Consider the following 24,063-nt stretch of genomic DNA (forward strand, 5'->3'; position numbering starts at 1 on the left):
GCGGCCGGGAGCCTGGAGAGGTGACAAGGAAGAACAGCGCCTCCAGGAGGAACGAGCCGTGATCGTCACTCTGATCATCCTGTGTGAAGTGGGCTTCTGGGTGTTGCTCGCCGGAGGCCTCGCCCTGCGGTACTGGGCGAAGATGCCCCGCGCCAGTGTCGCGGTGCTGCTCTGCGAGCCGCTCCTGGAGGTCGTCCTGTTCGTCGTCACGGCGATCGACCTGAAGAACGGCGCCGAGCCGGACTGGAAGCACGGCCTGGCCGCCGTCTACATCGGCTACTCGGTCGCGCTCGGCCACTACACAGTCAAGTGGGTGGACGTCCGCGTCGCCCACCGCTTCGCGGGCGGCCCCAAGCCGGTCAAGCCGAAGTACGGGTGGCCGCGCGCGCTGCACGAGTGGAAGTCCGCCGCCCGCTGGGTGCTCGCCGCGGTGATCGCCATGGCCCTGCTCCAGGGCGCCATCTGGTACGTCGGCTCCGACGGCGAGACCGGGTCGCTGCGGGCGTGGCAGCAGAAGATGCTCTGGGTCATCGGCATCAACCTGATCATCGCGGGCAGCTACACCCTCTTCCCGAAGCGGGTCCCGGCGCCCGGCCCTGGGGAGCAGGACGCCGACCGGCCCCTCACCAAGGCCTGACGGCCCGGCGCGGTAGGTCCGGCAAAGCGCTCAGCGCTCGCCGCCCGGCACCCACAGCACGTCCCCGACCTCCTTGTTCGCCGTCCTCGCGAGGATGAACAGGAGGTCGGAGAGGCGGTTGAGATAGGTGGCGGTCAGCGCGTTCATCGTCGCGCCGTGCGCTTCGAGGGCGGCCCACGTGGAGCGCTCGGCCCGCCGCACCACCGTGCACGCCTGGTGCAGGAGCGCCGCGCCCGGCGTGCCGCCCGGCAGGATGAAGCTGCGCAGCTTCTCCAGGTCCTCGTTGAAGCGGTCGCAGTCCGCCTCCAGCTTGTCGACGTAACCCTGCTCGACGCGCAGCGGCGGGTACTCCGGGTCCTCGACGACGGGGGTGCACAGATCGGCGCCCACGTCGAAGAGGTCGTTCTGGACCCGGGTGAGGACCGCCACGACCTCCGCGTCGAGGCCGCCGAGCGCGATGGCCGTGCCGATGACCGCGTTGGCCTCGTTCGCGTCGGCGTAGGCGGAGATCCGCAGGTCGGTCTTGGCGGTCCTGCTCATGTCACCGAGGGCGGTGGTGCCCCGGTCGCCGGTACGGGTGTAGATGCGCGTCAGATTGACCATGCGGCCAGGGTAGGTGAGCCCGCCACCGGCCGGGCGGGCGCTAGGACCCGGCGGAGCGGACGACCCGGGTGCCGACCGTCACGGCGGCGAGCACGAAGCCGACGGCGACCAGGACGCCGTACAGCATGTGCGCGCTCGCGTAGTCGCCGACGTACGCGTCGCGGACCGCGTCCACGAGGTAGCGGAACGGCGTGAAGTGCGAGAGCACGTCCAGCCAGCCGGGGCCGAGCGTCATCGGCAGCATCAGGCCGGAGAGCAGCATGGACGGCATGGCGAGGCCGTTGACCGTCGGGCCGAACTCCTGCGGGGTGCGGACCTTGAGGGCAAGGGCGTACGACAGGGCGGCGAGCGCGACGGTCAGCAGGGCCACGAACGCGAAGCCGATCAGGATCCCGGCGAGCGGCGCCCGCAACCCCATCACCAGGGCGGCGAGGACGAGCAGCACCGCCTGGAAGACGAAGAGCGCGGCGTCCCGCAGGAGCCGCCCGAGCAGCAGCGCGAGCCTGCTGGCCGGTGTTACGCGCATCCGCTCGACCACGCCCCAGCTGTTCTCCAGGATGAGCGCGAAGCCGCTGAACGAGGCGCCGAACAGGCTGAGTTGAAGCAGCAGGCCCGGCACGAGCACCTGCCAGGAGTCACCGTCGGCGGCCAGCGGCAGATCGGTGAGGAGCGGGCCGAAGAACAGCAGGTACAGCAGGGGCATCAGCACCCCGAAGAGCATCTGGAAGCGGGAGTTCAGGGTCTGGCGGGCGTAGCGCCGGAACAGCAGCGCGGTGTCGTGCAGAAGCATGGCGGCATCCGGGGTTCGACGGGGGAGTACGGGGAGGGGAGGGGGGCGGCGGGCCCGGCGGAGGGGCCTGGCTCAGACCGCGACCGGCGCGGTGTCCACCGGGGCCGGGCCGCGCCCGGTGATGGCGAGGAACGCGTCCTGGAGCGTGGCGTCGGGCGAGCCCGCGTGGCGCTCCTTGAGCGCGGCCGGGGTGCCCTCGGCGACGACCACGCCCCGGTCCACCACGACGATCCGGTCCGCGAGGGCGTCGGCCTCGTCCAGGTAGTGCGTGGTGAGGAAGACCGTGGTGCCGTGCTCGGCGCGCAGCCGGCGCACCAGCTTCCACAGGTCGGCGCGGCTCGCCGGGTCGAGCCCCGTGGTCGGCTCGTCGAGGAACAGCACGGCGGGCCGGTGGACGAGCCCGAGCGCGAGGTCGAGCCTGCGCCGCTGGCCGCCGGAGAGCGCGGCGGTCCTGCGGCCGAGCAGCTCGGTGAGGCCGAGGTCGGCCGCCAACTCCGTCGCGCGGGCGGCCGCTTCGGGCTTCGACAGGTGGTAGAGCCGCCCCTGGAGGACGAGCTCGTCGCGCACGGTCTCCTGTGGGTCGACGCCGCCGGACTGGGCCACGTACCCGATCCTCGCGCGCACGCCCGCCGGGTCCCGCAGCAGGTCGTGGCCCGCGACGGTGGCGGCGCCGCCGGTGGGCGGCAGGAGCGTGGTGAGCATCCGCAGGGTGGTGGTCTTGCCCGCGCCGTTCGGCCCCAGGAAGCCGAGGATCTCGCCGGGCTCGACGGTCAGGTCGATGCCGCGCACGGCCTCCACGGGACCGCCCTTGGCGGCGAAGGTCCGGGCGAGCCCGGCCGTACTGATGATTGCCATGGAGACCACAAAAACAGAGTCACTGTAATTTTGCAATGCCACCAATTTTTCATGGACCCCCAGAACGGTGCCTAGGATGAGGACATGGCAGAGGGACTCAGGGAGCGCAAGAAGCGGCAGACCAAGCAGCGGATCTCGGACATCGCCACCGGGCTCTTCCTGGAGCGGGGCTTCGCCGCCGTGACCGTCGCCGACGTCGCCGAGGCGGCGGACGTCTCCGTCAACACCGTCTACAACTACTTCCCGGCCAAGGAGGACCTCTTCCTCGACCGGGGCGCGGACATGGCCGACCGGCTCTCGCGCTGGGTGCGCGGCCGCCGCACCGGCGAGTCCGCCGCCGACGCCGTCCTGCGCGAGCTGCGCGGACTCGTCGAGGGCGTCTCGCCCGCCGTCGGACTCTTCGCGGGCTACGCCGACTTCATGCGGGTCATCACCGACTCGCCCGCCCTGCGCTCGCGGCTCTGGGCCTTCCAGCAGGAGAGCCTGCGCGACCTGGAGGGCACCCTGCGCGCGGAGGCGGGTCCCGGCGGCCATCTGCCCGACCTCGTCGCGGGCCAGCTGCACTGGCTGCACGCCGGTGTCCTGGCCTGGATCGGCGCCGAGATGGTCGAGCGCCGCGACCCCTGCGAGGTCTCCCGCGAGGCGCTCGTCCTCATCGACGAGATGGAGGACCTCCTCGGCGAACGGGTCCTCAACTACGCCGTCCGCGAGGCCTCCTGACCCTCCGCGGCCCCCCGCGCGGCCCGCCCCGGTGTGATGTCCGTCAAACCGCACGTGGCGTGCGTCTCTTCACCGCCCCACGGCACCTCACGAGCGCTAGTGTCCGCTGGAGAGCGATACGTAAACAGCGTGTAAGCGCTCCGTCATACGCCAGGCAAGGGGAGTCGTAACGTGGCACGAAAGCTCGCCGTCATCGGAGCCGGACTCATGGGGTCCGGCATCGCCCAGGTCTCCGCCCAGGCGGGCTGGGACGTGGTCCTGCGCGACGTCACCGACGAGGCGCTGACCCGGGGCACCGACGGCATCAAGGCCTCGTACGAGAAGTTCGTGAGCAAGGGCAAATTGGACGCCGGGACCGCTGAGTCCGCGCTTGGCCGCATCACGACCACCACCGACCTGGACGCCGTCGCCGACGCGGACGTCGTCGTCGAGGCCGTCTTCGAGAAGCTGGAGGTCAAGCACGAGATCTTCCGCACGCTCGACAAGCTCGTGCGGGACGAGGCCGTGCTCGCCTCCAACACCTCCGCCATCCCGATCACCAAGATCGCGGCCGTCACCGAGCGGCCCGAGCGGGTCGTCGGCGCCCACTTCTTCTCGCCGGTGCCCATGATGCAGCTGTGCGAGCTCGTCCGCGGCCACAAGACCAGCGACGAAACCCTCGCCACCACCCGCGAGTTCGCCGAGTCCGTCGGCAAGACCTGCATCGTCGTCAACCGCGACGTCGCGGGCTTCGTGACCACCCGCCTCATCTCCGCCCTCGTCGTCGAGGCCGCCAAGCTCTACGAGTCGGGCGTCGCGACCGCCGAGGACATCGACATCGCCTGCAAGCTCGGCTTCGGCCACGCCATGGGCCCGCTCGCCACCGCGGACCTCACCGGCGTCGACATCCTGCTGCACGCCACCGACAACATCTACACCGAGTCGCAGGACGAGAAGTTCGCCGCCCCCGAGCTGATGCGCCGGATGGTTGACGCCGGTGACATCGGCCGCAAGAGCGGGCAGGGCTTCTACAAGCACTGAGCACGAACACGGACGTGCTGTCACTCCGAGGGTCACCCCTCGGAGTGATTTCGGTATCGGTTCGCTTACAGACGGCAACTTCCTCACCCACGTGACAGTCAGTTGCTGTGACATACGCAGACGTCCCGCGGCACGGGCGTCACACACGACACGGCACTCTCGGGGAGCGCATATGCACATCAGGGGCGACCAGGCCCAGCTGGTCGTCGGGGGACGCCTCGACGTACGCAGCGCGGCGGACGCCCGTACGGTCCTGCACTCGGCCGTCGACGACGGAGCCGGTGACCTGGTGCTCGACCTGTCCGAACTCGACTCGTGGGACGCCACGGGACTCGGCGTCATCATGGGCGCGCACCGGCGCGCCGGGCGGTGCGGACGCAGGCTCGTCCTGCGCGGCGTGCCCCCGCAGATGCAGCGCCTGCTCGTCGCCACCCGACTGCACCGCATCCTCGCCATCGAGGGCGGCATCGGCGTCGAATCGCTTCCTCGCGTGTGACACGCGGCCCTCGCGCGTGACCGTCGTTCCCGTACGCGACACGTCGCCCTCGTACGGGACACGCGGACAAGCGGCGCGAGCGGTGCGGGACGGCATCACTCGCGCAATCCTCACGAGACTGTGACGTCTCGGGCGGGGCGGTACCCCGCCCTCCGCGGAGATACTGAAGACGGTTTAGGGTTCGGTCCGCCCGACGATTGACGAACCCACACGGGGGCACCGGACCAGTAGCGACAGCGCGGTGTGCCCAAGGCCGGAGGGGGCTTCGCACACGACGCATCTGGGGGGCTTGGACCATGGACCCGACGAACCGGGGACCGGAGGAGCACGGCCGCGACGACTACGTCGGCCGTGACGACCACGAAGGCCACGACGGACACGAGGGCCGCGACAGCTACGGAGGCCCCGGCTACGAGGGCCCCGACGGCTACGAAGGCCGCGACGGCTACGACGCCGACGCGCCCGAGGCCCACGACAGCGGCGCGGCGCGGGAGAACCACCCGCCGCGGCACGACGCCTCGACGGGCCCCGCGAGCGCGCACGGGCCCGGCACACCCGGCCTCGGCACCCCCGCACCCGCGCCCGTGCGCGCCGTCCAGCTCTTCTCCGGCGACTTCCTGCTCACCGTCAACCCCATAGACGGCAGCGAGATAGAACCCTGCCCGCCCGGCGAGCACCCCGACCGCCCCCGCAAGTACACCGCCGCCGAGCGCGCCGAACGCCGCAGGGCCGCCCTGCCGCCCGTGCCCGCGGGCCCCGCCAGGACCCGCACCCCGCTGCTCGAACGCCAGGAGGAGCGCGAGCGCCTGGTGCGGCTGCTCGCCCGCGGCCGCTCCGTGCGCCTGACCGGACCCGCGGGCTCCGGGCGCACCGCGCTGCTCGACGCCGTCGCCGAGGACTGCGCGGACCTCGCCCCCGACGGCGTGGTCCGCCTCTCCGGCTACCACCGGACGCCGACGGACCTCCTGTACGACCTGTGCGCCGCCGTCCACGACACCCGGCAGTACCGCCCCGACCGCGCCCTGCTCACCGAACTCGTCGGCGAGATAGGCGCCGTCGTGGTCCTCGACGACCTGGAGTTCGGCGGCACCGCGCTCGAAGAGCTCCTCGACGCCACCCCCGAGTGCGCCTTCCTCGTCGCCGCGACCCCCGACGTCGCCGCGCCCGCCGCCGAGTCGCACCTCGAAGAGGTCTTCCTCGGCGGCCTCGGCCGCGGCGCCGCCCTGGAGCTCCTGGAGCGCGCCGTCGGCCGCGTCCTCACCGACGACGAGGCCGACTGGGCGGGCGACCTGCGGTTCGAGTCCGAGGGCCTGCCGCTGCGCTTCGTGCAGGCCGGGGCCCTGCTGCGGCAGCGCGACCGGCTGCGCGCCGACCCCGCCGCCTTCCAGGACTTCGCCGCGTACGACGCCCCGGACGCGGCGGCACCCGGGGACGACGTGCCCCTGCCCTCGCTCGCCGACGCCGCCGCGCCCGCGGCCCTGCTCGCCTCCCGGCTCAGCCCGTCCGCGCGCGCCGCGCTGCGGTTCGCCGTCGCGCTCGGCGGGGAGCTGCCGCACCCGGCCCACCTGCCCGCGCTCGTCGGCGACACCCACGCCGACGCGGCCCTCGCCGAGCTCGTCGACTGCGCCCTCGTGACCCCGGCCGGCGGGCACCACCGGCTCGCCGCCGGAGTCCGTGTCCAGCTGGAGAGCGCCGGATACGCCGACGACGCCGCCGCGCACGCGCAGTCCGCCGCCCAGCACTACGCCTGGTGGTGCGGGCACCCCTCGGTCGCCGCCGAGCGCGTCGCCGCCGAGGCGGACACGGTGCTCGCGGCGCTCACCGCCCTCGTCACGGTCCGCGGCGGGGCGCCCGCCGCCCCGGGCGCCGTCGCCGACGAGCCGTCCGCCGCCGTGCTGCTCGCCCGCACCGCCGCGCCCGCCTTCGCCGCCGGGCTCGACTGGGGCGCCTGGGAGCGGGCCCTGCGCGCGGGCCAGGAAGCCTCCCGCACCGCCGGTGAGGTGGCCGAAGAGGCCTACTTCCACCATGAGTTGGGCGTCCTCGCGCTCTGCGGCGGGCGGCTCGACCGGGCCCGCGCCGAACTGGAGGCCTCCATCGGCCTGCGCGGCGCCCTCGCCGACAAGCGCGGCATGATCGCGGGCCGCCGGGCCCTCGCCCTGGTCGCCGACCGCTCCGGCGGGGTGCTGCCCGGGGGCCGGACCGCGGCGGGCGAGGAGGTGCCGGACGCCCGGTCCGAGGAGTCCGCTTCGCCGCCCGGCGGGGTGCCCGCCGCCTTCGTGCCGGCCGTGCCGCCCCTGCCGCCCGCGCCGACCGCCTCGCCGGACGAGGCGGAGACCGTGGTCACGCGGCAGGCCGCGCCGGGGCCCGCGCCGCTTCCCGGGCCCGCGCCCACCCGCCGCGCCATCCTGCGCGGCACGCGCCGCAACCTGGTCGCGGCCGGGGCGGGCGCCCTGCTCGTCGCCGTGCTCGGCACGGTGGTGACGCTCGGCGCGACCTCCGACAGCGACGACGGCGGGCCGCGCCACAAGGTCCGTACCGACCAGTCCGCGAGCGCGGACGACGACGGCGACGGCATGGGCGCCGACAAGCCGGGCGACGGCTCCTCGCACCGCCCAGCCGACCCGGGCGGGGACGGCGTACCGGGCACCTCCGACGACCCGACGCCGCGCGGCGGCAGCGGCGCTCCGTCGCACACCGGCGGCGACGGCGAGGGGACGAAGAGCCCCTCCGGCAAGCCCAGCGGCAAGCCGTCGGACCGGCCCACCGACCCGCCGACGACGCGGCCGCCCACGTCCAGGCCGCCGACCACGCGCCCGCCGACGTCCCGCCCCCCGACGTCCAGGCCGCCGACCACGCAGCCCCCGACGTCGCAGCCGCCCACGTCGCAGCCCCCGACGGCGCCGTCCTCGCCGAACACCTCGAACTCGGCGAGCGGCCCGGTGACGTCCTCGGCCCCGGCGAGCAGCTTCAGCTCGGCCTCCGACCCGGGCCCGTCGACCGCCTGAGCGCGCACGGAAGAGGGGGCGGACCCGGCCGGGTCCGCCCCCTCTTCCGTACAGCGGTGGACGTCAGAACAGGCGCAGCTTGTCGTCCTCGATGCCGCGCAGCGCGTCGTAGTCGAGGACGGCGCAGCTGATGCCCCGGTCCGTGGCCAGGACGCGGGCCTGCGGCTTGATCTCCTGGGCGGCGAAGACGCCCTTGACCGGCGCGAGGTGCGGGTCGCGGTTCAGCAGCTCCAGATAGCGGGTGAGTTGCTCCACGCCGTCGATCTCGCCGCGGCGCTTGATCTCGACGGCGACGGTCCCGCCGTCGGCGTCGCGGCACAGGATGTCGACGGGCCCGATCGCCGTCATGTACTCGCGGCGGATCAGCGAGTAACCCTCGCCGAGTGTCTCGATCCGATCGGCGAGCAGCTCCTGAAGGTGTGCTTCCACGCCGTCCTTGATGAGGCCGGGATCCACGCCCAGTTCGTGCGTGGAGTCGTGCAGAACTTCCTCCATGGTGATGATGAGCTTCTCGCCCGCCTTGTTGGTGACGGTCCACAGATGGGACTCGTCGCCCGCGCCCTCCTTCAGGGTGCACGGCGGCGACATCCAGTTGAGGGGCTTGTAGGCCCGGTCGTCAGCGTGGATGGAGACGCTGCCGTCCGCCTTGACGAGGATCAGGCGGGGGGCCGACGGGAGGTGGGCGGTGAGCCGGCCCGCGTAGTCCACGGAGCAGCGGGCGATGACGAGACGCATGGTCGGCAACGCTACTCGACAGCGGGACGGTCCTGCGAATCGCGCGCCCCCGCGCCCGCGCGAGGGCTGTGGGCCGCACCACTTGTCCGGCGATGGACCCGTTCGAACCTGGCCAGTTATCCGCCCAATCTCCTGGTGCCCTCCACGGGCGTTGCCTACCGTATAAGCAGGAGGTCGTCACGCGTGCACGCTGCGTATGCGGACTCCTTCCCTGCCCGTAAGCCCCTGTTGCTCGGGGGTGCGAGAGGAGAACCCATGTCGCTCGACGTCTCACCGGCACTGTTGGAACAGGCCGAGCGAGGCGAGGTCGACGAAGCTGCCTTCGTCGACTGCGTCCGGACCTCCCTGCCTTACGCATGGGAGATGATCAGCTCCCTGGTGGCCCAGCTCAAGGTCGACGGCGGTGAGTTCGCCGACAACCAGACGCCGCCGCCGGACGAGCAGGCGCGCGGCCAGCTGCTGCGCGCGCTCGCGAGTGACGCGATCCGCGGCGCCCTGCAGCGCCACTTCGGGGTACGTCTGGCGTTCCAGAACTGCCACCGGGTGGCGGTGTTCCCCCTGGACGCCTCGGCGGACGACAGGCTGGCCAAGTTCACTTCGATCCGCGGCCAGCTGCTGAACCAGTCGCCCGAACTGCGGGACTGCTGAAGACTGTTGCTGCCGCTCCGTACGCGGGAGGTGTTTCAGTACCGGAGCGGCAGTACCTTTCGCTGGCGGGGGCGCCTTGGACCGGTGGGGCTCTCGGTGGGTTGGGCTTCCTCTTCGTCTGCGGCCGGTGGGGGCTTGGCGCGCAGTTCCCCGCGCCCCTTCGGGGCGCTTCCAGCCGGGGGGGCCTTGAACCGGTGGGGCTCTCGGTGGGTTGGGCTTCCTCTTCGTCTGCGGGTTCGTTCTGGCTTGGCGCGCCGTTCCCCGCGCCCCTTCGGGGCGCTCTCGTTCGGGGCGCTCTCGGTCGGGGTGGTTACGGTAGGTGGGGGAGGACCTCGGCGCCCAGGCGGCGGATGTTCTCCTCGGTGCTGGTCAGTTCGCCCGAGCCCTCCACGAGGAGTGCGAAGCGGGTGATGCCCGTGCGTTCCGCGGTGGCGGTGATGCGGTCGACGCACACCTGGGGCGTGCCCACCGGATGGATGGCGCACAGCAGTTCCGTGTAGGCGAGCGGGTCGCGCATGGCGCGGACCCGGCCGTCCACCGTGACGTGGGCCTCAAGGCCCTGGCGCAGCCAGCCGGGCATCGCCTTCTTGAGGATCTCGGCGGCCTCCACGCGGTGGTCGGCGACCTGGACGACACCCGCCGAGACGTGGGCGGCGGCCGCGACCTCGTCCGGCGTGTGCCCGGCGGCACGCGCGTGCCGGTTCCACAGCGCCACCATTTCGGCCTTCTCCTCGTCGCCCACGTGCATGCCGAGCAGCATCGGCAGCCCGCGGGCCGCGGCGAGGCGGACGCTCGACGGCGAGGTGCAGGCCACGACGATCTCGGGGGCGCGCGGCGGGTCCGGTACGCCTGCGGACGCGACGGCGCGCGGGAGCCGCGGGACCACGGCGACGTCACGGAAGTCGAAGCGGCCGCCGGGGCCGCCGACCCGCGGCTCACCGCTCAGCCAGCGGAGCAGCAGGTCGAGCGACTCCGGGAACCCCTGTTCGTACGCGTCGAGTCCGGAGCCGAAGACCTCCAGGTCGACCCAGGGGCCGCCGCGCCCCACGCCGAGCGTGAAGCGGCCGCCGGTGGTGAGGTGCAGCAGCGCGGCCTGCTCGCCGAGCGCCACCGGATGAGCGGTGGGCAGCACGGTCACGGCGGTGCCGACGCGCAGGCGCCGGGTCCGGCCGAGGAGCAGGGCCGCGAGGGTGATCGCGGACGGACACGTGCCGTACGGCACGAAGTGGTGCTCGGCGAGCCAGACGCTGTCGAGGCCCGCCTCCTCGGCCATCTCCGCGGAGCGCACCGCGCGGTGCAGTGCCTCCCCATGGCCCTGGCCGGGGAACTGAGCGGCCAGCACAAAGCTTCCTAAGCGCATCGAACTTCCTGCCTCCTTGGCGCCGACGCGGGCACTCCCTCCCACCGGCAACAACGCATGACACGTGCCAAGGGCACGGCTTGGCGGGCAGATTGGCAGATTTTCTCCGTGGCCCCGGGCGGGTTCGGGGGGCTTGGTGAAGGACACGTACCCGGTCCCGCGGCGCGTAGGCTGGACAGGCCCCGCCCCCTGCGCAACCCGTGAGGTGTCCCGTGTCGCCGCGTCGCAACCGCCCCAAGGGCGCCGGAGAGTCCACGCCGGGCCCGGACGCGGAGCCGTCCGGGCGCTACGGCGGTTTCGAGCACAGCGAGGACTGGCAGGGCGAGGACTGGAGGGTGCGCCGGGTCGCGGGGGCGAGCGCGGCGGGCAAGACGTACCGGTGCCCGGGCTGTGACCAGGAGATCCCGTCCGGCCTCGCGCACGTGGTCGCGTGGCCCGCGTACTCGGGCGTGGACGAGCGGCGGCACTGGCACACCGGGTGCTGGAGCGCGAAGGACCGGCGCGGCGTGAAGGAGCGCCGGTCGCGGAACGCGCCGCGGTACTGAGCGCTCCACCGGCCTCGGCGCGACGCCCGTCGTCCGCCCGCGGGTCCGGTGCGGGCGGGCGTGTACGTGCCCCGGCCGCCGCACGGTTCCGGCCGTTCGTGGAAACGGCACGGCGCCCCGGCCGTGAGGGCCGGGGCGCCGTGCCGTGGACGCGGGTACGCGTCAGACGTCGCGCTTCTCCAGGAGGGCGAAGGCGCCCGCGAGCGCACCCGCCGTGACGATGACGAGCAGCAGCAGCTGCCCGCCGCCACCGCCCTCGAGGCTGGAGTCGATCTTGAAGATCTCGGCGAGCGAGCTGATGGCGTTGTACTTCTCCGTCTTCTCGCCGAGCGTCCGGGTGCTGTCCCAGATGCCGAGGAACGCCGGCATGATCGCGGGGACAAGGACCAGGCCGAGCATCGTGGTGATCGCACCGGCGGAGTGGCGCAGCATCGAGCCGACGGCGAGCGCGAGCACGCCGAGCAGCGAGACGTACAGACCGCCCTTGAAGACCGTGTCGATCCACGAGACCTCGCCGACGCCCGGGCCGCTGTGCGCGCCCGAGGCCACCAGGCCGACGAAGAAGATGGAGCCCGCCGCGACGACGAAGGCGAGCACGAAGAAGACCAGGGCCTTCGCCGCGAGCACCCGGGAGCGCTGCGGCGACGCGGTGAACGTCGTACGGATCATGCCCGTGCCGTACTCGGACGAGGTGACCAGGACGCCCAGGGTGATCAGGCAGATCTGGCCGAGGATCAGGCCGAAGAACGCCGGGATGGTGAACGGCACGTCCACGTAGTCGGCGTCGTCCGTCTGCGCGACCGCGAGCAGGCCGATGCCGATGACCAGGAGCAGGAAGACGCCGAGCGTCCACATCGTGGAGCGGACCGACTTGATCTTCGTCCACTCCGAGCTGAGGGCGTGGCCGAGGTTGGTCTTCTTGATCGGGATCGGCGAGGTGTACGCGTTGTTCATCGCCTGCTGCCAGGCGGAGGGCGGCGCGGGCGCGGCGGGGGCCGGGGCCATCGGCGTCATGCCGTGCGGCGGGGCGCCGTGCGGCGGCTGCGGGGCGGTCGCGACGGCCACGGGCTGCGGGGCCGGGGCCTGCTGCGGTGCGGGGGCCTGCGGGACGGTCGCGGCCTGCGGGACGGCCGGGGCCTGCTGCGGGGCCGGGGGCTGCTGGGGCGGCTGCGCCTGCGGCTGCTGCGGAGTCTCAGGCGTGGTCATCGGGCTTCCTCGCTGTCGCGCTTGGTCATCTCGGGGGAGGCGGGGGCCTGCGGGGCGGCGTACGGGTTCGGCTGCGCGCCCGCGGGCGCGGGCGGTACGCCGGGCGCGCCCTGCGGCATCGCGAAGGGCTGGCCGCCCTGCTGGGGCGGCGGCGGGGCGTACCAGCCCGGCTGGCCCTGTCCCGGCATCGGCATCGGCGGCTGCGGCTGCGCGCCGGGCGGCAGCTGCTCCTGGAGGCCCGTGCGCTGGTCGATCGTCGAGCGGTAGTCCACGGCGCCCTGCGTCATGCGCATGTACGCCTCCTCCAGGGAGGCCTGGTGCGGAGACAGCTCCCACAGGCGGACGTCCGACTGGTGCGCGAGGTCGCTGATGCGGGGCAGCGGCAGACCCGTGACGCGCAGCGCGCCGTCCGGCTCGGGCAGCACCTGGCCGCCGGCCTCGGTGAGCGCGCCCGACAGCTTCTCGCGCTGCTGCGGGTCGGTGTCCGGGGTGCGGACCCGGGCGAAGTCGGCGGAGTTCGCCGAGATGAAGTCCGTGACGCTCATGTCGGCGAGCAGCTGGCCGCGGCCGATCACGATGAGGTGCTCGGCGGTCAGCGCCATCTCGCTCATCAGGTGCGAGGAGACGAAGACCGTACGGCCCTCGGCGGCGAGCGACTTCATCAGGTTGCGCACCCAGAGGATGCCCTCGGGGTCGAGGCCGTTGACCGGCTCGTCGAAGAGCAGCACCTGCGGGTCGCCGAGCAGCGCGGCGGCGATGCCCAGGCGCTGGCCCATGCCGAGCGAGAAGCCCTTGGAGCGCTTCCTGGCCACGTCCTGCAGGCCGACCACGCCGAGCACCTCGTCCACCCGGCGGGCCGGAATGCCGGAGAGCTGCGCGAGGCAGAGCAGGTGGTTGCGGGCGTGCCGGCCGCCGTGCACCGCCTTCGCGTCGAGGAGGGCGCCGACCTGGCGGGGCGCGTTCGGCAGCTTGCGGTACGGGTAGCCGCCGATCGTCACCTGCCCCGCCGAGGGCGCGTCGAGGCCGAGGATCATGCGCATCGTCGTCGACTTGCCGGAGCCGTTCGGGCCCAGGAAGCCGGTCACGGTGCCGGGCCGTACCTGGAAGGAAAGGTTGTATACGGCTGTCTTGGCGCCGTAGCGCTTCGTCAGGCCGACTGCCTCGATCATTCTCCGCACCCATCGAATGGTTCAGGACGTCGGGGCACACGCCCCCGTAAGGGTTAGGAGGATATCTGTGGACTGACGGTTCCGGCCAAGAGCGAGTAAAACGACAACCGCACGGGGGCACCTCACCCCCGGGCCCTCGCCGGTCAGGTCACGCGTCCCGCCGCTTGAGGAGGGCGTAGCCGCCCAGCAGGGCCGCCGCCGTCCACGCGAGCATGATGCCGAGGCCGCCCCAGGGGCCGTAGGGGGTGTCGTCGTCGAAGGGGGACTTGACCTGCATGATCTTGCTGCCGGCCTGGTCGGGCAGGAAGCGGCCGACCTTCTTCGTGGCGGACACGTTGCCGAGGATGCTGGAGATCAGGAAGAAGAACGGCATCAGGATGCCGAGGGAGAGCATCGGGCTGCGCAGCATGGCGGCCACGCCCATGGAGAACATCGCGATGAGCGTCATGTAGAGGCCGCCGCCGATGACGGCGCGCAGCACCCCGGGATCCCCCAGGTGGGCCCGGTGCTCACCGAGCATCGCCTGCCCGGTGAAGAAGGCGAGGAAGCTGGTGGCGATGCCGACGGCGAAGGCGAGCAGCGCCGCCACCGCGACCTTGCTGAAGAGGAACGTGGCGCGCTGCGGGACCGCCGCGAGCGAGGTGCGGATCATGCCGGTGCTGTACTCGTTGGAGACCACGAGGACACCGAAGACGATCATGGCGAGCTGGCCGAGCGACATCCCGGCGAAGCTGATGAAGGTCGGGTCGAAGGTGAGCTTGTCGTCGCGGCTGAGGTTGTCGAAGTCGTTCTTGGACAGGGCGCTGATGAGCATGCCGAGGGCGATCGTGACGACGACCGAGAGGCTCAGCGTCCACACGGTCGACGCCACCGAGCGGATCTTGGTCCACTCGGACTTCAGGACCTGCGTCGCTGCCATGCGGGGTCACTCTCCCTTCGGGCGCGGCTGCCAGCCCTCGCCCCAGCCGGGGCCGCCGGGCGCCGGGGTTCCTTGGTGGTCGGCGTGCGCGTGGTACTCCACCGACTCCGCGGTGAGCTGCATGAAGGCCTCCTCCAACGAGGCCTGCTGGGGGCTGAGTTCATGGAGTACGAGATGGTGCTGGGCGGCCAGTTCGCCGAGCTGCTCGGAGCTCGCGCCGTCCACTTCGAGGGTGCCGTTGCCCGCCTCGACGGTGGTGATCCCGGCCTCGTGCAGCACGTCGAGGAGGCGTTCGCGCTGGGGTGAGCGCAGACGTACGTACGACCGGGAGTTGTCGCGGATGAAGTCCGCCATCGAGGTGTCGGCGAGGAGGCGGCCCTGGCCGATGACGACGAGGTGCTCGGCGGTGAGCGCCATCTCGCTCATCAGGTGCGAGGAGACGAAGACCGTGCGGCCCTGGGCGGCGAGGGACTTCATCAGGTTCCGGATCCAGTGGATGCCCTCGGGGTCGAGGCCGTTGACCGGCTCGTCGAACATCAGGATCTCGGGGTCGCCGAGCAGCGCGCCCGCGATGCCGAGCCGCTGGCCCATGCCGAGCGAGAAGCCCTTGGCCTTCTTCCTGGCCACGGCCGTGAGGCCCACGGTGTCCAGGACCTCGTGGACGCGCGAGCGCGGGATGCCGTTGGACTGCGCCAGACACAGCAGGTGGTTGAAGGCGCTGCGGCCGCCGTGCATGGCCTTGGCGTCCAGGAGCGCGCCGATGTAGGTGAGCGGGTCCTTCAGCTGCGCGTAGTGCTTGCCGTCGATGCGCACGTCGCCCGCGGTGGGGTTGTCGAGGCCCAGCATCATCCGCATGGTCGTGGACTTGCCCGCGCCGTTGGGCCCGAGGAAGCCCGTGACGAGACCCGGTCTGACGGTGAAGGTGAGGTTGTTGACCGCCACCTTCTCGCCGTACCGCTTGGTCAGCCCTTCGAGCTCGATCACGCCGCCACCTCGATCACGCACGGAACCCGATCATGTCGACACGCTAAAACGGGACGGAGCCCCCTGCCACTCGAGGTGGCAGGGGGCTCCGTCGCGTTCACCCCGTGGTTGCTCTTATCCGCGTCAGCGGCTCTGCTGTGCCGGAACCCCCCGCGAGATCGGCTCGTCCTCGGTGGGCGTGCTCGCCGCGGCCACGGCGGCACCGGTGAGCGTCGCGAGCATCTCGCGGACGTTCGTCAGCTGGGCGTTGATGGAGTCGCGGCGGTTGGTGAGCGCCGCGAGCTCGCGCTCGGACTCGCTGCGGATGCGGTCCGCCTTGGCGTTCGCGTCCGCGACGATGTCCTCGGCCTGGCGCTGCGCGGTCTCCACCGTCTGGCGGGCGCGGCGCTCGGCGTCGGTGCGCAGCTTCTCGGCCTCCAGGCGCAGCTGCTCCGCGCGGTGCTCGATCTCCGCGAGGCGCTTCTCGGCCTTGGCCTGGCGCGAGGCCAGGTCGCGCTCGGACTGGTCGCGCCGCTTGGCGAGGTTCGTCTCGAAGTCGGCGGCGGCCTGGGCGGCCTTGGCGCGGGTCTCCTCGAAGAGGGCGTCCGCCTCCTCGCGCTTGGACTGCGCGTCCTTCTGCGCCTCGGCACGCAGCGCGTTCGCCTCGCCCTTGGCCTTCTCGACGATGCGGACGCCCTCGTCCTCGGCCTTCGCCTTGCGCTCGGCGGCGAACGACTCGGCGTCGTTGCGCACCTGCTGGGCGGCCGACTCGGCGAGCTCGCGGTGCTGTTCGGCCGCGCGCCGGGCCTCCTCGCGCAGGTCCTTCGCCTCTTCCTCGGCGAGGCGCAGGATCTTCTCGACGCGGGCCCCGAGCCCGGCGTACGACGGCTCGGCGTCGGCGACCTGGGCCTGGGCGTTCTGCGTTTCGAGGTGGAGTTCCTCGATGCGCTTTTCCAGAGCAGTGATTCGGGTGAGAGCGGAGTCTCGGTCGGAGACGAGCTTGGAGATACGTTCGTCCACCTGAGCGCGGTCGTACCCACGCCGCACAAGCTCGAAGCCGTAGGGGGAAGTGTCGCTCATGGGGTTCCTGTCGAATGAGACCGGGTGAGGTGATAGAGGGAATCCTAGGGGGCGTTGCGGCGTGTCATCGAGCGTATGCCCGTTTGATCTGGAGAATGACACCCCTTTTGAGTGGCTAACCGGCAGAGCGCTTGCCAGCGACAGGGCCGAAGGTCCCGGCCCAGCACGGAAAGGCCTCCGTGGCTAGCCCTCTGACTGCTTGCCACCCGAACGTGTAGCCCCCGCTGCGGCCCCCGCCTTGACGCCCGCGTCCTTGCCGCCGCCCTGTGGGGCCTCAAACGATTCCAACGCCTCGAGCACGTCCTGGACACGGGAGATCTCCGCATTGATGTCCGCGCGACGCCGGACGAGGACCTCCAGTTCGCGCTTGCCCTCGTCGACCGTGCGCTCGGCCTCGGCCCGCGCCTCGGCGTGGATCCGCTCGCCCTCGCGCACCAGCTCGGCCTTCTTCTGCTCGGCCTCCTTCAGCAGCCCCTCGGCCTTCTTCACCGCCGCGATGCGCACCTTGCTCGCCTCGGAGTTGGCGTCCGACACCAGCTCCTCGGACTTCGCCTTCGCCTCGGCCAGCTGCTCCTCGGCGGCCTTCACCAGGGCGTCGCAGCGCTCGCCCGCCGACTTCATGGCCTCGGCCGACTCGCGCCTGGCCCGCTCGTGCAGCTCCTCGATCTCCGTCGTGACGCGGCTGCGGTGCTCCTCGGAGCGCTCCCTTATCGCGGTGGCGTCCCGGCGCGCGCCGACGAGCAGCTCGTCGGCGTCCGTACGCGACTTCTCCACCAGCGTGTTGCCCTCGACCGTGGCCTCGGCGACGATCCGCTCGGCCTCCTTGCGGGCCGCGCCGACCATCGTGTCCGCCTGCGTCTCGGCGTCCGTCGTCGCCTTGAGCGCCTTCTCCTGGGCGTCCGCGGTCAGCTTCTCGGCCTCGGACGTGGCCTCGGTGATGAGCGTGTCGACCTGCTCCGCGGCTTCCGTACGCCGCTTGTTGGCGGCCTGGCGTGCCTCGTCCAGGGTGCGCTCGGCCTCCGCGCGCGCCTCGCTCAGCGTCCGCTCGGCCTCGGCCAGCGCCTCCTGCTTGACGCGCTCCGACTCCGCGCGGATGCGCTCGGCGTGCTGCTGTGCGGAGCCCACGGTCTCGGCCGCCTCGGCGCGCAGCCGCTCGGCGTCGCCGGTCGCGTCCGAGATCAGCCGCTCGGCCGCGGCCACCGCCTCGGCGCGCACGCGCTCCGCCTCGGTGGCGGTCTCCGCGGTGAGGCGCTCGGCGGCGGCGACGGACTCCGCGCGCACGCGCTCCGCCTCGGCGGCCGTCTCCGTGGTGAGCCGCTCGGCCTCGGCGATCGCCTCGGTGCGCACGCGCTCGGCCTCGGCGGCCGTCTCGGTGGTGAGGCGCTCGGCCTCGCTGCGGGCCTCACCGATCAGCGTGTCCGCCTGGTTCGCGGCGTCACCGCGGATGCGGTTGGCGTCCTCGCGGGCGTCGGCGCGGGTGCGGGCGGCGTCCTGGTCGGCCTGCGCGATGGTGTCGGAGGCCTCCGTGCGCACCCGCTGGGCGTGCTCGGCGGCGTCGGAGCGCATCCGGTCGGACTCGGCGATCGCCTCCGCGACGGTGTGCTCGGCGAGCGCCTTGGCGGCCTCCGCCGCCTCGGCGGACTCCCGCCGCGTACGGCTCGCGTCCTCACCGGCGCGCTCCCGCTCGGCGTACGCGTCGGCGCGGACGCGGTCCGCCTCCTCCTGCGCCTCGGTGCGGGTGCGCTCCGCCGCGTGCTCGGCGGCCGAGCGCAGGCCCGTGATCTCCTCCTGGGCCTGCTCGTGCAGACCGGCCACGGAGTCCCGTACGGACTGGGCCTGCTGCTCGGCGGCCGACACCAGCTCCGTGGCGCGCGCCTCGGCCTCCTCGGCCAGGCGGTGCGCCTCGGCGTCGGCCTCCTCCACGCGCTTGCGCGCCGCGGCGAGCAGCTCCTCGCTCTGCTCGCGGGCCCGCTCCCGCTCCTGGTCGGCCTCCGCACGCGCGCCGCCGAGCGTCTCCTCGGCCTCGCGGCGGCGCCGGGCCGCCTCCTCCTGCGCGGCCGCGAGGGCCTCGGCGGCCTCGGCGGCGACGCGCTCGGCGGCGGCCGCCGCCTCCGCGCGCACCCGGTCCGCGGTCTCCTGCGCCTCCGTCCTGAGGCGCTCCGCCTCGGCGGCGGCCTCGGAGCGCAGGCGCACCGCGACGTTCTCGCCCTCGGCGCGCGCCTGCGAGGCGTCCGCCGCGGCCTCGTCGCGCAGCCGCTCGGCCTCGGCCTCGGCCTGCGACTGGAGGGTGCGGACGCGCTCGGCGGCCTCCGTGCGCTGCCGCTCGGTCTCCTCGGCGGCCTCGCGCCGCATCAGCTCGGCGTCCGCGCGCGCCTCGGTCAGCGTCCGCTCGGCCGCGGTGAGCTTGTCGTCGGCCTCCGCCCGCAGCCGGGTCAGCTCCGCCTCGGCCTCGGCCGTGCGGGCCGCGACGGCGCGCTCGGCCTCCTCGCGCAGCTCCCGCGCGACCGTCTCCGCCTCGGCCTTGACGGCCTCGGCCTGTTCGTCGACCTCCGTGCGGTGCCGCTCGGCCTCCGCGCGGGTGCGCTCCAGGGTCTCCTCGGCCTGCTGGCGAAGCGACGTGGCGCGCTCGACGGCCTCGGAGCGGACCCGCTCGGCCTCGGTGGCCGCGGACTGACGGGCCTCGGCCGCGTCCGTCTTGGCCTTGGTCAGCAGCTCCTCGGCGGACCGGGCCGCCTCCTCGATCTGCTGGACGGCCTCGCGCCGCGCCTCGCCGCGGATCTTCTCGCCCTCGGCGACCGCGTCGGCCCGCAGCTGCTCGGCCTCGCCGCGCAGCCGGCGTGCCTCCTCCTGGAGCTCGACGGTCTTGGCGCGGTACTCCTTGGTGTCGTCCTTCGCCGCGCCCTTGAGCTGCTCGGCGATGTCGTGCGCCTCGCTGCGCAGGCGGTCCGCCTCGGCCTCGGCCTCGGCGCGGTGCCGCTCGGCCTCCTCGGCGGCGGCGCGCGTGGTCGCGGTCGCCTCCTCGGAGGCCTTGGTCAGGACCTCCTCGGCGGTCCGCGCGGCCTTCGCGATCTCGGACGCGGTCTCCTCGGCGGTGATCGAGCGGGCCTTCTCGGCGGCATCCGCGATCAGCTTCTCGGCCTCGGCCGCGGCGTCCGCCAGCTTCTGCTCGGCCTCCGCCTTGGCGGCCTCGGCCTCCTTCGTGGCCTCGCCGACGAGGCGGGCGACCTGCTCCTTGGCCGTCCGCGTGCGCTGCTCGCCCGCGGCCTCGGCGGCGGCGAGCTGCTTGGCCGCGGCCTCCTTGGCCCCGGCGACGAGCTTGTCCGACTCGGCGCGCGCCTCGCGCAGGGCGGCCTCGGCGTCGGCCATGCGCTGCTCGGCGGCCCGGCTCAGCTCGGTGGCCTGGCGGCGTGCCTGGTCGGACTCGGCCGCGGTGGACGAGCGCAGCGCCTCCGCGTGGTCGGCGGCCTCCTGGGCCTGCGTCGACGCGGCGTTCAGCAGGCGCTCGGCGTCGGTGCGGGCCCGGCGCAGGAGCGCTTCGGCCTCCGCGCGGGCGCTCTCGGCGTCCGCGGCGAGGCGCTGCCGCCCGGCCTCGGCGAGCCGCTCGGTCTCGGCGCGGGCGGCGGCGAGCGCCTGGTCGGCCTCGGCGCGGGACTCGTCGAGGAGTCGGCGGGCCTGCTGCTCGCTGCGGGCGCGCAGCTGCTCGGCCCACGCCACGTTCTCGTTGACGTGGGACTCGACGGTCTGGCGGCGTTCGTTCAGCTCCTGGTCGAGCTGCTGGCGCCGGGAGACGGCCTCCGTGTGCAGCTCGGCCTGGAGCCGGGCCTGCTGCTCGGCGTGCTCCTGGAGGATGCGCTGCGTCTGGGCGCGGGCCTCGCGCAGCTCGCGCTCGGCGTCGGCGCGCAGCTGCTCGGCCTGGATCTGGGCGTTCCGCAGCAGCTGCTCGGCCTGATAGCCCATGTCCGCGCTGTCGTAGGCAGGGCGGGACGCGAGGTTGCGGCGCGCCTCGTGCAGCTTGGCGCGCAACACCTCGACCTGGTAGCCGAGGTCCTCGGCGTGCTGAACGGCCTTCTCCCGGTCGGTCTTCAGCCGGTCCATCTCGGCTTCGAACCGTGAGAGATGGTCGGCCTCAGCCGGTCGTCGGCTGTCCTGGCTCTCGTAGCCCCGCACTGCGCGGTCCCATCCTTCCCCGAGCTCTCGGCTGCGCTCGAGCAGGGGACGCCCCACTCCTGGTCGCAAGTCTTAGACGTACGAGCCTCGCCCGTCCCGCGAACGAGGCCCCCGAGGAATGGTGTCAGATCAACAGCGGAGCTTGGGCTGCTGCCCCGACGCTCGTCCCCCGAAACCCGGACCCCGGCAAGCGACCGCCCAAGGTTCGGACGGCCGCCACTAACCCTACCGGCCCCGAGTAACGGGAGGTCAGTGCTCCGGCTGTTCGGCGGGCGCGGACGTGACGAGTTCGGTGAGGACGCCGTGGCAGTCCTTGGGGTGCAGGAAGGTGATGCGCGATCCCATCGAACCGGTGCGCGGCTGCTCGTACAGCACGCGCACGCCCTTGTCGCGGATGGCCTCCGCGTCGCCGTCGACGTCCGCGGTGCCGAAGGCGATGTGGTGCACGCCCTCGCCGTTCTTGGCCAGCCACTTGCCGACCGCCGAGTCCTCCCGGATCGGCTCCAGGAGCTGGAGGTAGGAGGCGCCGCCGTCCGAGGTCTCGTTGATCTTCAGCATGGCCTCGCGCACCCCCTGTTCCTCGTTGACCTCGGTGTGGAACACCTCGAAGCCGTACGTCGCGCGGTAGAACTCGACCGTCGCGTCGAGGTCCTTGCAGGCGATCCCGATGTGATCAATTCGCGTCAGCATGGTTCAAGTGCAGCGCCTGCGGCCGTGATTACGCAACGTGCGCGCGATCACACTCGCCTCCCGGTGACGGGCGCCGTACCGCTCAGTACATTCGAGTAAACCCTCGTTCACATCTCCTCAGCTCGCCAGCTGGAAGGGGCCGTGCCACATGTCTGGAACGACCGGAACCACCTCAGTGATCGTCGCGGGCGCGCGGACGCCCATGGGGCGACTGCTCGGCTCACTCAAGTCCTTCACCGGCGCCGACCTGGGCGGATTCGCGATCAAGGCGGCCCTCGACCGGGCGGGCATCGGCGGTGACCAGGTGCAGTACGTGATCATGGGCCAGGTCCTGCAGGCCGGGGCGGGACAGATCCCGGCGCGCCAGGCCGCGGTCAAGGCGGGCATCCCCATGAACGTCCCGGCACTCACCGTGAACAAGGTGTGCCTCTCCGGCCTCGACGCCATCGCGCTCGCGGACCAGCTGATCCGCGCCGGTGAGTTCGACATCGTGGTCGCGGGCGGCCAGGAGTCGATGACCAACGCCCCGCACCTGCTCCCCAAGTCGCGCGAGGGCCACAAGTACGGCGCGATCGAGATGCTCGACGCGATGGCGCACGACGGGCTCACCGACCCCTTCGAGGCCATCGCCATGGGCGAGTCGACCGAGAAGCACAACACGCGCCTCGGCATCCGGCGCCCCGAGCAGGACGAGATCGGCGCCCTGTCGCACCAGCGCGCGGCCGCCGCCCAGAAGAACGGCGTGTTCGACGCCGAGATCACGCCCGTCGAGGTGCCGCAGCGCAAGGGCGACCCGGTGCTCGTCGCCAAGGACGAGGGCATCCGGGCCGAGACCACCGTCGAGACGCTCGGCAAGCTGCGCCCCGCCTTCGGCAAGGACGGCACGATCACGGCGGGCACCGCCTCGCAGATCTCCGACGGCGCCGCGGCCGTCGTCGTCATGAGCAAGGCCAAGGCCGAGGAGCTCGGCCTCGCGTGGATCGCCGAGATCGGGGCACACGGCAACGTGGCCGGGCCGGACAACTCCCTGCAGTCCCAGCCGTCCAACGCGATCCTGCACGCCCTGAAGAAGGAGGGCCTGGGCGTCGACGACCTCGACCTCATCGAGATCAACGAGGCGTTCGCGGCCGTCGCGGTCCAGTCAATGAAGGACCTCGGGGTGTCCACGGAAAAGGTGAACGTCAACGGCGGCGCCATTGCCCTGGGTCACCCGATCGGGATGTCCGGCGCGCGGCTGGTCCTGCACCTGGCCCTGGAGCTCAAGCGGCGCGGCGGCGGGGTCGGCGCGGCCGCGCTGTGCGGCGGCGGCGGGCAGGGCGACGCGCTCATCCTGAAGGTCTCCAAGAGCTGAGGCCCGCGCGCCCCGGCGCGTCCTCGTCGTATCCCTTTCGCATCCCCTTCGTGTCTTCGGAGACGTACGTACGGAACGGAGCCGCAATGCAAGACGTCCCCTCCCTGGTGGCGCAGGCCCGCGAGGGCAGGCCACGGGCCGTGGCCCGGCTGATCTCGCTGGTGGAGGGGGCGTCGCCGCAGCTGCGCGAAGTGATGGCGGCCCTCGCGCCGCTGGCCGGGCACGCGTACGTCGTGGGCCTGACCGGGTCGCCGGGCGTCGGCAAGTCCACGTCGACCTCCGCGCTGGTGAGCGCGTACCGGCGGGCCGGGAAGCGGGTGGGGGTCCTCGCCGTCGACCCCTCGTCGCCGTTCTCCGGCGGCGCGCTGCTCGGCGACCGCGTCCGCATGTCCGAGCACGCGTCCGACCCCGGCGTCTACATCCGCTCCATGGCGACCCGGGGGCATCTGGGCGGGCTCGCCTGGGCGGCGCCCCAGGCCATCCGGGTGCTCGACGCCGCGGGCTGCGACGTGGTCCTCGTCGAGACGGTCGGCGTCGGGCAGTCCGAGGTCGAGATCGCCTCGCAGGCCGACACCTCCGTGGTCCTCCTCGCGCCCGGGATGGGCGACGGCATCCAGGCCGCGAAGGCCGGGATCCTGGAGATCGGCGACGTGTACGTGGTCAACAAGGCCGACCGCGACGGCGCGGACGCGACCGCGCGCGAGCTCAACCACATGCTGGGCCTCGGGGAGGCGCGCACGCCGGGGGACTGGCGGCCGCCCATCGTCAAGACCGTCGCCGCGCGCGGCGAGGGGACCGACGAGGTCGTCGAGGCGCTGGAGAAGCACCGGGCGTGGATGGAGGAGCGGGGGGTCCTCACGTCGCGGCGGGTCGCGCGGGCGGCCCGTGAGATCGAGACGATCGCCGTCACGGCGCTGCGGGAGCGGATCGCGGACCTGCACGGGGACGTGCGCCTCGGCGCGCTCGCGGAGCGGATCGTGGCAGGCGACCTCGACCCGTACGCGGCCGCGGACTCCCTGGTGGAGGGCCTGACGGCGGGCTAGGCCCGCGGCCGGACTCCTGCTTGAGCGTGAGGAACCCCGCCGCGGGGGACGGCGGGGTGGT

21 protein-coding genes are annotated in these 24,063 nt (G+C 72.9%); 9 read left to right on the forward strand and 12 right to left on the reverse strand.

The window, feature by feature from the left end:
• Positions 1-58: 58 nt before the first annotated feature.
• Positions 59-637 (forward strand): hypothetical protein, encoded by a 579-nt coding sequence (locus MQV74_RS27880; RefSeq protein ID WP_242723111.1) that lies wholly within the window; start codon positions 59-61, stop codon positions 635-637.
• A 30-nt stretch (positions 638-667) separates the two neighbouring features.
• Here MQV74_RS27880 and MQV74_RS27885 read toward each other — a convergent pair whose 3' ends face one another.
• The 3 genes from MQV74_RS27885 to MQV74_RS27895 form a co-directional block, all read right to left on the reverse strand.
• Positions 668-1,240: a cob(I)yrinic acid a,c-diamide adenosyltransferase gene (locus MQV74_RS27885; protein ID WP_242723121.1), complete on the reverse strand. Its 573-nt coding sequence runs from the start codon at positions 1,238-1,240 to the stop codon at positions 668-670.
• A gap of 40 nt (positions 1,241-1,280) precedes the next feature.
• Positions 1,281-2,030, reverse strand: coding sequence for an ABC transporter permease (locus MQV74_RS27890; RefSeq protein WP_242723129.1), 750 nt, complete (start codon positions 2,028-2,030; stop codon positions 1,281-1,283).
• 72 nt (positions 2,031-2,102) lie between these two features.
• Positions 2,103-2,885, reverse strand: coding sequence for an ABC transporter ATP-binding protein (locus MQV74_RS27895; protein WP_242723131.1), 783 nt, complete (start codon positions 2,883-2,885; stop codon positions 2,103-2,105).
• An 84-nt stretch (positions 2,886-2,969) separates the two neighbouring features.
• On the opposite strand from MQV74_RS27895, the gene MQV74_RS27900 reads away from it, so the two are divergent.
• The 4 genes from MQV74_RS27900 (at position 2,970) to MQV74_RS27915 (ending at position 8,126) form a co-directional block, all read left to right on the forward strand.
• Positions 2,970-3,605, forward strand: a complete 636-nt coding sequence (locus tag MQV74_RS27900) for a TetR/AcrR family transcriptional regulator (protein WP_242723133.1) — start codon at positions 2,970-2,972, stop codon at positions 3,603-3,605.
• Between the two features lie 171 nt (positions 3,606-3,776).
• A complete protein-coding gene (locus MQV74_RS27905; protein WP_242723135.1) occupies positions 3,777-4,625 on the forward strand; it encodes a 3-hydroxyacyl-CoA dehydrogenase family protein in 849 nt (282 codons plus the stop codon).
• A gap of 172 nt (positions 4,626-4,797) precedes the next feature.
• Positions 4,798-5,121: an STAS domain-containing protein gene (locus MQV74_RS27910; RefSeq protein ID WP_030361223.1), complete on the forward strand. Its 324-nt coding sequence runs from the start codon at positions 4,798-4,800 to the stop codon at positions 5,119-5,121.
• Between the two features lie 296 nt (positions 5,122-5,417).
• The gene (locus MQV74_RS27915) at positions 5,418-8,126 is read left to right on the forward strand and encodes an ATP-binding protein (protein WP_242723142.1); all 2,709 of its coding nucleotides are present in this window, start codon (positions 5,418-5,420) and stop codon (positions 8,124-8,126) included.
• A 63-nt stretch (positions 8,127-8,189) separates the two neighbouring features.
• On the opposite strand, the gene nucS is transcribed toward MQV74_RS27915, so the two are convergent.
• Complete coding sequence (nucS, locus tag MQV74_RS27920) at positions 8,190-8,861, reverse strand: endonuclease NucS (RefSeq protein WP_242723144.1); 672 nt, start codon at positions 8,859-8,861, stop codon at positions 8,190-8,192.
• Between the two features lie 255 nt (positions 8,862-9,116).
• Between nucS and MQV74_RS27925 the strand changes: the two genes are divergently transcribed.
• A complete protein-coding gene (locus tag MQV74_RS27925) occupies positions 9,117-9,509 on the forward strand; it encodes an SCO5389 family protein (protein WP_030685118.1) in 393 nt (130 codons plus the stop codon).
• Between the two features lie 310 nt (positions 9,510-9,819).
• Here the strand turns inward: MQV74_RS27925 and MQV74_RS27930 are convergent, their stop codons facing one another.
• Positions 9,820-10,869 (reverse strand): LLM class flavin-dependent oxidoreductase, encoded by a 1,050-nt coding sequence (locus MQV74_RS27930; RefSeq protein WP_242723157.1) that lies wholly within the window; start codon positions 10,867-10,869, stop codon positions 9,820-9,822.
• A gap of 212 nt (positions 10,870-11,081) precedes the next feature.
• On the opposite strand from MQV74_RS27930, the gene MQV74_RS27935 reads away from it, so the two are divergent.
• On the forward strand, positions 11,082-11,414 hold the full coding sequence (locus MQV74_RS27935) for an ATP/GTP-binding protein (protein ID WP_242723159.1): 333 nt from the start codon (positions 11,082-11,084) through the stop codon (positions 11,412-11,414).
• A gap of 162 nt (positions 11,415-11,576) precedes the next feature.
• On the opposite strand, the gene MQV74_RS27940 is transcribed toward MQV74_RS27935, so the two are convergent.
• The 7 genes from MQV74_RS27940 to mce form a co-directional block, all read right to left on the reverse strand.
• Positions 11,577-12,428 (reverse strand): ABC transporter permease, encoded by an 852-nt coding sequence (locus MQV74_RS27940; RefSeq protein ID WP_374120798.1) that lies wholly within the window; start codon positions 12,426-12,428, stop codon positions 11,577-11,579.
• Positions 12,429-12,616: 188 nt separating this feature from the next.
• Complete coding sequence (locus MQV74_RS27945) at positions 12,617-13,789, reverse strand: ABC transporter ATP-binding protein (RefSeq protein WP_242723168.1); 1,173 nt, start codon at positions 13,787-13,789, stop codon at positions 12,617-12,619.
• A 148-nt stretch (positions 13,790-13,937) separates the two neighbouring features.
• The gene (locus tag MQV74_RS27950) at positions 13,938-14,708 is read right to left on the reverse strand and encodes an ABC transporter permease (protein WP_242723170.1); all 771 of its coding nucleotides are present in this window, start codon (positions 14,706-14,708) and stop codon (positions 13,938-13,940) included.
• A 6-nt stretch (positions 14,709-14,714) separates the two neighbouring features.
• Positions 14,715-15,692 (reverse strand): ABC transporter ATP-binding protein, encoded by a 978-nt coding sequence (locus MQV74_RS27955; protein ID WP_242729203.1) that lies wholly within the window; start codon positions 15,690-15,692, stop codon positions 14,715-14,717.
• A gap of 123 nt (positions 15,693-15,815) precedes the next feature.
• The gene (locus tag MQV74_RS27960) at positions 15,816-16,751 is read right to left on the reverse strand and encodes a cellulose-binding protein (RefSeq protein ID WP_030688363.1); all 936 of its coding nucleotides are present in this window, start codon (positions 16,749-16,751) and stop codon (positions 15,816-15,818) included.
• A 183-nt stretch (positions 16,752-16,934) separates the two neighbouring features.
• Entirely contained in the window at positions 16,935-20,918 is a 3,984-nt protein-coding gene (gene scy, locus MQV74_RS27965; protein WP_242723172.1) for a polarized growth protein Scy, read from the reverse strand.
• A 249-nt stretch (positions 20,919-21,167) separates the two neighbouring features.
• A complete protein-coding gene (mce, locus tag MQV74_RS27970; RefSeq protein ID WP_242723174.1) occupies positions 21,168-21,608 on the reverse strand; it encodes a methylmalonyl-CoA epimerase in 441 nt (146 codons plus the stop codon).
• A gap of 148 nt (positions 21,609-21,756) precedes the next feature.
• On the opposite strand from mce, the gene MQV74_RS27975 reads away from it, so the two are divergent.
• Both MQV74_RS27975 and meaB read left to right on the forward strand, forming a co-directional pair.
• Positions 21,757-22,959, forward strand: coding sequence for an acetyl-CoA C-acetyltransferase (locus tag MQV74_RS27975; protein WP_242723182.1), 1,203 nt, complete (start codon positions 21,757-21,759; stop codon positions 22,957-22,959).
• Between the two features lie 86 nt (positions 22,960-23,045).
• Entirely contained in the window at positions 23,046-24,002 is a 957-nt protein-coding gene (gene meaB, locus MQV74_RS27980) for a methylmalonyl Co-A mutase-associated GTPase MeaB (protein ID WP_242723199.1), read from the forward strand.
• Positions 24,003-24,063: the final 61 nt, after the last annotated feature.

Source organism: Streptomyces sp. AN091965, from assembly GCF_022698285.1.
GTDB lineage: Bacteria > Actinomycetota > Actinomycetes > Streptomycetales > Streptomycetaceae > Streptomyces.

Excerpts from the sequence above, each read along its gene's own strand:
- MQV74_RS27885 (WP_242723121.1), bottom strand. The coding sequence starts at position 1,240 with ATGGTCAATCTGACGCGCATCTACACCCGTACCGGCGACCGGGGCACC.
- MQV74_RS27890 (WP_242723129.1), bottom strand. The coding sequence starts at position 2,030 with ATGCTTCTGCACGACACCGCGCTGCTGTTCCGGCGCTACGCCCGCCAG.
- MQV74_RS27895 (WP_242723131.1), bottom strand. The coding sequence starts at position 2,885 with ATGGCAATCATCAGTACGGCCGGGCTCGCCCGGACCTTCGCCGCCAAG.
- MQV74_RS27900 (WP_242723133.1), top strand. The coding sequence starts at position 2,970 with ATGGCAGAGGGACTCAGGGAGCGCAAGAAGCGGCAGACCAAGCAGCGG.
- MQV74_RS27910 (WP_030361223.1), top strand. The coding sequence starts at position 4,798 with ATGCACATCAGGGGCGACCAGGCCCAGCTGGTCGTCGGGGGACGCCTC.
- MQV74_RS27915 (WP_242723142.1), top strand. The coding sequence starts at position 5,418 with ATGGACCCGACGAACCGGGGACCGGAGGAGCACGGCCGCGACGACTAC.
- nucS (WP_242723144.1), bottom strand. The coding sequence starts at position 8,861 with ATGCGTCTCGTCATCGCCCGCTGCTCCGTGGACTACGCGGGCCGGCTC.
- MQV74_RS27925 (WP_030685118.1), top strand. The coding sequence starts at position 9,117 with ATGTCGCTCGACGTCTCACCGGCACTGTTGGAACAGGCCGAGCGAGGC.
- MQV74_RS27930 (WP_242723157.1), bottom strand. The coding sequence starts at position 10,869 with ATGCGCTTAGGAAGCTTTGTGCTGGCCGCTCAGTTCCCCGGCCAGGGC.
- MQV74_RS27940 (WP_374120798.1), bottom strand. The coding sequence starts at position 12,428 with ATGACGCCGATGGCCCCGGCCCCCGCCGCGCCCGCGCCGCCCTCCGCC.
- MQV74_RS27945 (WP_242723168.1), bottom strand. The coding sequence starts at position 13,789 with ATGATCGAGGCAGTCGGCCTGACGAAGCGCTACGGCGCCAAGACAGCC.
- MQV74_RS27950 (WP_242723170.1), bottom strand. The coding sequence starts at position 14,708 with ATGGCAGCGACGCAGGTCCTGAAGTCCGAGTGGACCAAGATCCGCTCG.
- MQV74_RS27960 (WP_030688363.1), bottom strand. The coding sequence starts at position 16,751 with ATGAGCGACACTTCCCCCTACGGCTTCGAGCTTGTGCGGCGTGGGTAC.
- mce (WP_242723174.1), bottom strand. The coding sequence starts at position 21,608 with ATGCTGACGCGAATTGATCACATCGGGATCGCCTGCAAGGACCTCGAC.
- MQV74_RS27975 (WP_242723182.1), top strand. The coding sequence starts at position 21,757 with ATGTCTGGAACGACCGGAACCACCTCAGTGATCGTCGCGGGCGCGCGG.
- meaB (WP_242723199.1), top strand. The coding sequence starts at position 23,046 with ATGCAAGACGTCCCCTCCCTGGTGGCGCAGGCCCGCGAGGGCAGGCCA.